General features: G+C 49.2%; 5 protein-coding genes. 2 read left to right on the top strand and 3 right to left on the bottom strand.

Going from position 1 to position 8,443, the window contains the following annotated elements:
* On the bottom strand, window positions 1-518 hold a 518-nt coding region (locus Q0W37_RS14730), incomplete at its 3' end, for a collagen-like protein (protein WP_297702304.1).
* A 50-nt stretch (window positions 519-568) separates the two neighbouring features.
* Window positions 569-3,559: an FISUMP domain-containing protein gene (locus tag Q0W37_RS14725; protein WP_297702303.1), complete on the bottom strand. Its 2,991-nt coding sequence runs from the start codon at window positions 3,557-3,559 to the stop codon at window positions 569-571.
* Between the two features lie 521 nt (window positions 3,560-4,080).
* Here Q0W37_RS14725 and Q0W37_RS14720 point away from each other — a divergent pair.
* A complete protein-coding gene (locus tag Q0W37_RS14720) occupies window positions 4,081-4,314 on the top strand; it encodes a hypothetical protein (protein WP_297702302.1) in 234 nt (77 codons plus the stop codon).
* Entirely contained in the window at window positions 4,311-4,724 is a 414-nt protein-coding gene (locus tag Q0W37_RS14715; protein WP_297702301.1) for a PIN domain-containing protein, read from the top strand. Before Q0W37_RS14720 ends, Q0W37_RS14715 begins: the two co-directional genes overlap by 4 nt.
* A gap of 260 nt (window positions 4,725-4,984) precedes the next feature.
* On the opposite strand, the gene carB is transcribed toward Q0W37_RS14715, so the two are convergent.
* Window positions 4,985-8,203, bottom strand: coding sequence for a carbamoyl-phosphate synthase large subunit (gene carB / locus Q0W37_RS14710; RefSeq protein ID WP_297702300.1), 3,219 nt, complete (start codon window positions 8,201-8,203; stop codon window positions 4,985-4,987).
* Between the last annotated feature and the right edge of the window lie 240 nt (window positions 8,204-8,443).

Raw genomic sequence — 8,443 nt, 5'->3', positions numbered from 1 at the left:
CCGGTATCGCCCTTTTCACCTTTCTCGCCCCGAATGCCTTGGTCGCCAGTATCACCCTTTTCACCTTTCTCACCCTGAACGCCTTGGTCGCCTGTGTCACCCTTATCACCCTGCAAGCCACGTTCTCCTTGCTTTCCTTGAGGTCCATTGCTTCCATTTTCACCATTCAAAAGTACGCCCACAGAGTCTCCATTACAGAAGATTACCAAACCGGAGTCATTTGCCAGATATTTCGCAGAACACTCAAATTTTTCCGAAGCATCCGCATACGAGACCTTCCACTTACCATCAACACAAATGCGAGGCGAAGACTCTCCCCTGACAAGAGCCTGTTCGCCTTCGTTTCCAAGGGAGCAATCAGGAAGTTCAGAAATGTCCGATACCACCAAAATTTTATCTTCCGCATAGCGAGTGACATACTCTTTAGTCACTTCGTCACTGCAAGCGGAAAGCGTAAACGACATTGCGACAATCAATGTCGCAGCAACGGAGAATAGAAAAAAGGTTTTGTTTTTCATTTTGACTCCTTGATAATTGGGTTGCTGATATGCAGTTTCGTAAAAGGTTCCTAATCTTTAAGGCAGCGGAGGCTAAATTGACTTTGTTTTACTTTCGGTCGATTTCTTCCATAATCAGTATTAACACCCATACCGTCACCACATCTTGTCAATTCCAGGAAATACACCAAAGCGGATGAAATTTCAGTCGAACTATAGAAGAACGCATAGCCGTCATAGTATCTGTCTTCGCTATCATACCGAAAACCATTTGGAAGGGCGGTAAATCCATATTCATCCATTTCATGCCTATCATTGGAATTTGAACAACCGCCCCAACCAAAAGCTGACTTGAGTTTTTTACCACCTGTTGATTGGCTAATTGTCGATCGTAATGTCCACAATTCTTCATTAGAGGGAACATGCCATCCATTAGGACAAATTCCACGAACCGGGTATGTTACGGAACAGGTCGTGCCAGCACCACACCCCTTCCCATTAGTAGAGTATGTTCCTACACTATCCATCACTGCAGACCAAGTATAAAGACGACCGTATTTTTTACAGCTATCATTATAACAGGAACTCCGACTTCGCATACTAGGATAATGAGCGCTATCGGCATAATTCAAGTTCTCCGCCATCCAGGTCTGATTTCCAATAACAGTAGTTCTATATGTTTTCGAATCCCTTGAATCTTTCAGCGTTCCGTAGGTAAATATTGATGTTCCCACCCATACACCATCTTGACACGTATAAACAGAATCATAGGTAGTCGAAATTCGCTTTTTAATATCAACTCCATCCATATAGCTTACGCACCCCTTATCAAGTGCTATTTCAGTCGCATTCGCAACTCTGAACACCCCTGCATCGCAAACATACTTATTCGTCGGAATAATTTTTCCCTTTACTATGGTTCCATCCGTGTAGCATGTATCCCCAAAGGTATCATACTCCAACACCGAAGACTCTGTCCAAGTATCAGAATGGCATGTATAATAGGTACTTTCATTTTGGATAACTTCACCTTCATTAAATCCAGAACAGTTGTTTTTTACGCAACGAACAGGTAATGCAGAAGAACGCTTACCGTTAGCCTTTTTTATTTCTACAGTATAAACATCTCGGCTTATATTATAGTTTTCAGTAAACGATAAAAATGAAACACCATACACACCGTTACTATCCAAATCAGTGGAAGACCAAAAGCTCGTACCCCAACCCAACGAACGACAAGAGTCTCTTCCACAAGCACCACCAGGATATACAGAAAATCCATAAGCATCAATGCTTATCATATCACCCAACCAATCTGTTGATGATCTCAGCATAAGACCCGCATACTGATAACCTACTGCAGAAAAAAGCACATTCCATTCATCCTTTGTAGGTAGATGCCATCCTTCAGGACAAATTCCTTGCACGGGGTATATCGGAGAGCAAATACGACCAGCACCACACCCCTTACCATTGCCAGAAAATGTTCCAGCACTATCCATCGCAGCCGACCATGTATAATAGCGTCCATACCCCTCACAAGCACAATATTTACATGCTTTATAACAAAAATTTCGTCCTAACATACTAGGATAATTGAGACTATCCACATAGTTCAGATTCTCCGCCATCCACATCTGAGAACCGATGACGACGGTTTTATAAGTCCGATTGTCTCTAAAATCAACAAATGTTCCCGATTTTGTATACACCCCCTTAAAACCACGCCATTTTCCATTTTCGCATACAAAAACGGAATCATGATTAGGTTGTTTCCAAGCCCCTTTTCCCACCGTATAACTGACGCAACCTTTATCCACAGAAATCTCTGTTTGAGTGGCTGCCCTAAATGCGCCTGCGTCACAAACATACTTGTTTGCAGAAACCACTTCTCCGCTTACAACCGTCCCATCTTTTGTGCACTTTTTTCCATAGGTATCATATTCTAGCGCAGTCGCCTCGGTCCAAACATTGGAGCGACATATATAGTAGGTGTTATCGGATTTTCCAACCACATTTTCATTGTCAGAAGAACAAGTTCCCAAATTGTAGTTGACAATCATTTCATTGACATCGATAACGGCTTTTTTCTCGCCACAGGTAATCGCAATCCAATTCCATTTGCGTTCAATAACACAACCTTCTCCAGTATCGCCCTTGTCACCTTTCTCGCCTTGAATACCCTGCGCTCCAGCATCGCCCTTGTCGCCTTTCTCGCCTTGAACACCCTGCGCACCAGTATCACCCTTTTCACCCTTCTCGCCTTGGATGCCTTGCGCTCCAGCATCGCCCTTGTCGCCTTTCTCGCCTTGAATACCTTGCGCTCCAGTATCTCCCTTGTCACCTTTCTCACCTTGAATACCTTGCACACCGGTATCACCCTTTTCACCCTTCTCGCCTTGGATGCCTTGCGCTCCAGCATCGCCCTTGTCGCCTTTCTCGCCTTGAATACCTTGCGCTCCAGTATCTCCCTTGTCACCTTTCTCACCTTGAATACCTTGCACACCGGTATCACCCTTTTCACCCTTCTCGCCTTGGATGCCTTGCGCTCCAGTATCTCCCTTGTCACCTTTTTCACCTTGAACGCCCTGTTTGCCAACATTCCCCTTTTCGCCTTTATCTCCTTTTTCACCCTGAACGCCTTGCAATCCCATAGCACCATTAGAGCCATTCAATACGACACCAATAGAATCTCCATTGCATATAATTTTCAGTCCAGAACCATCGGACAATCTTTCAGCCTTGCACGAAAAATCGCTATTTCCAATAGAATCCGCATAAGTCAAAAACCACTCGCCATCAATGCATATACGTGGAGACAATTCTCCTTTGACAAGGGCTTCCTGCCCTTCGTTTTCGGAAGAGCAATCGGGAAGTTCCGAAACATCGGATACGACTAACATTTTTTCATCAGCAATATCGACCACGCTTTCAGCAGAAGCGTCATCGCCGCATGCGAATAGAATAGCGATGCTAAAGATTGCCACACCAGCTTTCAGCAGGTTCGCAACAATGAGGCACTTGCTAGATGCTAATGTGTTTGCATTTCTGATCCAAGCCATAACAGCCTCCATCATTTACACCAATGGAGTCCGCTCCTGTTGAACCTCAATGAACCGAGCCGATTTTGTATAGATACAAGAAAGGCGCGGGTTCGCTACGGTTTACCCAATCGAGGCTCTGCAATGCCTTTACACGATAAACGCGAGCGACCCACGCCCCAAAAGGGCTGTTGCCCTTTGGCCATGCGACCAAAGACCGGCCAAGAAGTCGGTATAGCAAACCGAGATACACCGCAAAACGGCATACCTGCGTGAGCGTTCGCCTTGTCCTCGTGTAATTGAAATTTGCAGATTTCGATTGGAGAACAAGAGCCAAACTCTCTAATATGTCCAATTTAAAAATAACTTAAATATAGGCAGAATGCTCAGAAAATTTACAAAAGAGGGCATTTTTGTGACGAGAACAGCTTTTTCATGGTAAATTGTAAAAGAAAAATGGCTATTCCAACTTGGAAGGGGGTTGGCAGTTCAAACCCAATTAATATATATTTTGAGTAGGAATCCCCATAAACGGAGTTTTTATGTCTGAAGCATTGTCCATATACGAAACCTTGCCGCAAACGGCAAAACAAGAGGTGAATGATTTCATCTTTTTCGTTGCTGCACGCATAAATTACGCCAAGGCTTCAAAAAAGGATTCTTCGCAAGGCTTAACTGCCCTGAACAATCTGAAAAAATTCCGCGGTCGCATTCCTGCCAATTTCGACATGAAAGCCGAACTTGCAGCTGCTAGGGATGAAAAATACGGCGTATGAGAATCCTCCTAGATACAAACGTGCTATTGGATTATTTCCAGCATCGTGAAGGTTTTACTACATCTGAAAAGATTCTTCAGGCCTGTGCGGAAAATTCCGTTTCAGGTTTTGTCGCCGCACATTCTTTTCCGAACATGTTCTACATCTTGAGGAAATTTTATTCCGATGAAGAACGGCGTGAAATCCTTACCAACATCATTTCGTTGCTGAACGTAGCCAAAATCAGCCATTCCATAATCGCCTCGGCTCTTTCAAGAAAAGACTTCCATGATTTTGAAGATTGCTTGCAAGACGAATGTGCCGCAATGGTTGGCGCCGACTATATCGTCACAAGCAACATCAAGGATTTTGAGAAAAGTAAAATCAAAGCAATTTTGCCAGAAGATTTTCTTCAACTGCTTTCTATTTAGATAAAGCCTTTCATTTGAATTTTAGCGAAATACCGTAACCGTTAAGGGTGCGGTATTTTGCTTTTTAGGGGCGGGTGGGCGGGGTAAGCCCGGGCGTTGCGGGTGCGGCGTCTGAGCACCCGCTAGAAGGGGTGGAGAGCAACGAAGTGCGAACCAGGGGAAGGCTTTCCCCTCCATATACAAAAAGGACTGCAGCGATGCAGTCCTTTGAATGTTTTTGACAGGAGATCCCCGCCTTCGCGGGGATGACATCCTACAAACTACACTTCCTCAATAGAAGCGTGATATTCCTGCAGGCTCTTCACAGCACCGTGACCGTTGCGTGCAGCCGCGATACCCTTCACTGTGTTATAAGCACCGGCGAGGGTCGTGATGTAGGGAACCTTGTACTTGATGGCGGCCTTACGGATGGCGCTTTCGTCCTTGATGGCGTCGCGCTTTGCCCACGGCGTGTTGATGATGAGGTTCACCTGCTTGTTCAGGATGATATCGAGAACGTTCGGGCGGCCTTCGGCGATCTTGTTCACCACTTCGCACTTGACGCCGGCCTTCTCGTAGAACTTGGCGGTGCCTTCGGTAGCGTAAATCTTGAAGCCGAGCTTCTGGAATTCCTTACCGATTTCAATCGCCTGTTCGGAGAGGTTCACCTTGTCAGAAAGGCTGATGAGCACGGCACCTTCGTTCGGGAGGAAGGAACCTGCGGCTTCCTGGCTCTTGTAGTAAGCGAGGGCGTAGTCGTCGGAGAGGCCGAGGACTTCGCCGGTGGAGCGCATTTCGGGGCCGAGAACCGGGTCCACCTTCGGGAACTTGTCGAACGGGAACACGGCTTCCTTGGCGCCATGGTGGTTGAACTTCTTGTCCTTGAGCTTCAGGTCTTCGAGCTTCGCACCGAGCATGAGGCGGGTAGCGAGGCGGGCCATCTGCGTGTTACAGACCTTGGAGACCAGAGGCACCGTGCGGGATGCACGCGGGTTCGCTTCCAGGACGAACACCTTGCCGTCTTCGATAGCATACTGCATGTTCATGAGGCCGCAAACGTGGAGGGCTTCAGCAATCTTCCTGGTGTAATCCTTGATGGTTGCCAAGTTTTCCTTCGTGATGGTCACCGGCGGGATAATGCAAGCGGAGTCACCGGAGTGGACACCGGCAAGTTCGACGTGTTCCATCACGGACGGGATGTAAACGTGTTCGCCGTCAGAGAGGGCGTCGGCTTCGCATTCCAAAGCGTTGTGGAGGAAGCGGTCGATGAGGAGCGGACGATCCGGGGTCACGCCCACGGCCTTCGCCACGTATTCGCGGAGCATGTTTTCGTCGTAGATGACTTCCATGCCGCGGCCGCCAAGCACGAAGCTCGGGCGGATCATCACCGGGTAGCCACCGATCTGCTTGACGCAAGCGAGGGCTTCGTCGATGTTCGTGGCCATGCCGCTTTCCGGCATCGGGATGCCGAGCTGGTCCATCATCTTGCGGAACAGGTCGCGGTCTTCGGCAATATCGATGGAGTCGATGCTCGTACCGAGAATCTTCACACCTTCGTCGGAGAGTGCGCGGGCAATGTTCAGCGGAGTCTGTCCACCGAACTGCACGATCACTCCAGCCGGCTTTTCCTTGTGGTAAATCTGGAGAACGTCTTCGAGGCTGATCGGTTCGAAGTACAGCTTATCGGAAGTATCGTAGTCGGTAGAAACCGTTTCGGGGTTGCAGTTCACCATGATGGTCTCGTAACCCATTTCGCGGAGGGCCATTGCAGCGTGGCAGCAGCAGTAGTCGAATTCGATACCCTGGCCGATTCTGTTCGGGCCACCGCCGAGAATCATGATCTTCTTCGGGTTGGTGGAAGCGGTAGATTCGTCCTTGCAGTTGTAGGTGCTGTAGTAGTAGTACTGGTCCTTCACGCCGCTCACCGGCACTGCGCACCAGCCTTCGACCACGCCGAGTTCGGTGCGCTTCTTGCGCACGTCCTTTTCGCGGATGCCGAGAATCTTCGCGATGTACTTGTCGCTGAAGCCGTCCTTCTTGGCCTTGATGAGGAGTTCATCGGAAGGCAGGCGGCCCGGAGTCTTGAGCATTTCTTCTTCGAGTTCCACGAGTTCGCGCATCTGCTGCACGAAGTAGGCCTTTTCGTAGGTGGCGGCGAAGATTTCTTCGTCGGTAGCGCCCTTACGGATGGCTTCGTACATCTGGAAGTGGCGTTCGGAGCTCGGGGTCTTGAGCATTTCGAGGAGTTCTTCCTTGCTCTTCTTGTTGAAGTCCTTCGCAAAGCCGAGGCCCGCACGGCCGTTTTCGAGACCGCGGATAGCCTTCTGGAGGGTTTCCTTGTAGGTCTTGCCGATAGCCATGACTTCGCCCACGGCCTTCATCTGGGTGCCGAGGCAGTCATCGACGCCGCGGAACTTTTCGAATGCCCAGCGAGCGAACTTGAGCACCACGTAGTCACCGCTCGGGGTGTACTTTTCGAGGCTTCCGTCGCGCCAGTACGGAATCTGGTCGAGGGTAAGGCCTGCGGCGAGCTTTGCAGAAATGAGGGCGATCGGGAAGCCGGTAGCCTTGGAAGCAAGGGCAGAAGAGCGGCTGGTACGCGGGTTGATTTCGATAATCACCACGCGGCCGGTCTTCGGGTCGTGAGCGAACTGCACGTTGGTACCGCCAATCACGCCGATGGATTCCACAATCTTGAAGGCCTTTTCCTTCAGTTCTTCTTCGAGCTTCTTGTCGATGGTGAGGAACGGGGCTGCGCAGAAGGAGTCGCCGGTATGCACGCCCACCGGGTCGATGTTTTCGATGAAGCAGATGGCGATCATCTGGTTCTTGGAATCGCGCACGACTTCGACTTCCAGCTCTTCCCAACCGAGGATGGATTCTTCGATGAGGCACTGGTGCGTCATGGAGAGTTCAAGACCGTTGGAGCAAATGGTGCGGAGTTCTTCCACGTTGTAGCAGAAACCGCCGCCTGCACCGCCCATGGTGTATGCCGGGCGAACCACCACCGGGTAGCCGATTTCAGCAACGATCTTTTCGGCTTCTTCCACGGAGTGGCAAATGCCGGAGCGCGGAGTGTCGATGCCGAGCTTCTGCATGGTTTCCTTGAAGATTTCACGGTCTTCGCCGCGTTCGATAGCGTCGAGGTTCACACCGATGACCTTCACGCCGTACTTGTCCAGCACGCCAGCCTTGCTGAGAGCTGAGGCGAGGTTCAGGCCGGTCTGACCGCCCAAGTTCGGGAGGAGGGCCTGCGGGCGTTCCTTTTCGATAATCTGGGTGAGGCGGGCGACGTTCAGCGGTTCGATGTAGGTGGCATCGGCCATGACCGGGTCGGTCATGATGGTAGCCGGGTTGGAGTTCACGAGCACAATCTTGTAACCCTGTTCGCGCAGGGCCTTGCAAGCCTGGGTGCCGGAATAGTCGAATTCGCAAGCCTGACCGATCACGATCGGGCCAGAACCGATGATAAGGACTTTGTCGATGCCTTCAATCTTCATTTTGTTTTCTCCGTTGTATTAATTATTAAATCCTAAAAAAAACGCTGAACTAAAAAGTTCAGCAAAATCAGAAAAACAATTAACCTTGATAGAATCAACTGCCATTGCGCAACGGGTTGCGCACTTTGCATTGCACGGGGGCAAGGGCATTGCAGAAATTCGATTCATCTTTCGTCTAAAATTCACAAGGTTTAAACTTGCGCAAATATAGACAAAAAATGTAAATCTTTCAACGTCTTA

The organism is uncultured Fibrobacter sp. (assembly GCF_947166265.1).
In the GTDB taxonomy this organism is placed as follows: Bacteria; Fibrobacterota; Fibrobacteria; order Fibrobacterales; family Fibrobacteraceae; genus Fibrobacter.
The sequence above is the reverse complement of the archived record's forward strand: the minus strand, read 5'-3'. Positions and strand labels throughout refer to the sequence as shown.

Coding starts and splice junctions, on each gene's coding strand:
- Q0W37_RS14720 (WP_297702302.1), top strand. CDS start 4,081: ATGTCTGAAGCATTGTCCATATACGAAACCTTGCCGCAAACGGCAAAA.
- Q0W37_RS14715 (WP_297702301.1), top strand. CDS start 4,311: ATGAGAATCCTCCTAGATACAAACGTGCTATTGGATTATTTCCAGCAT.
- Q0W37_RS14725 (WP_297702303.1), bottom strand. CDS start 3,559: ATGGCTTGGATCAGAAATGCAAACACATTAGCATCTAGCAAGTGCCTC.
- carB (WP_297702300.1), bottom strand. CDS start 8,203: ATGAAGATTGAAGGCATCGACAAAGTCCTTATCATCGGTTCTGGCCCG.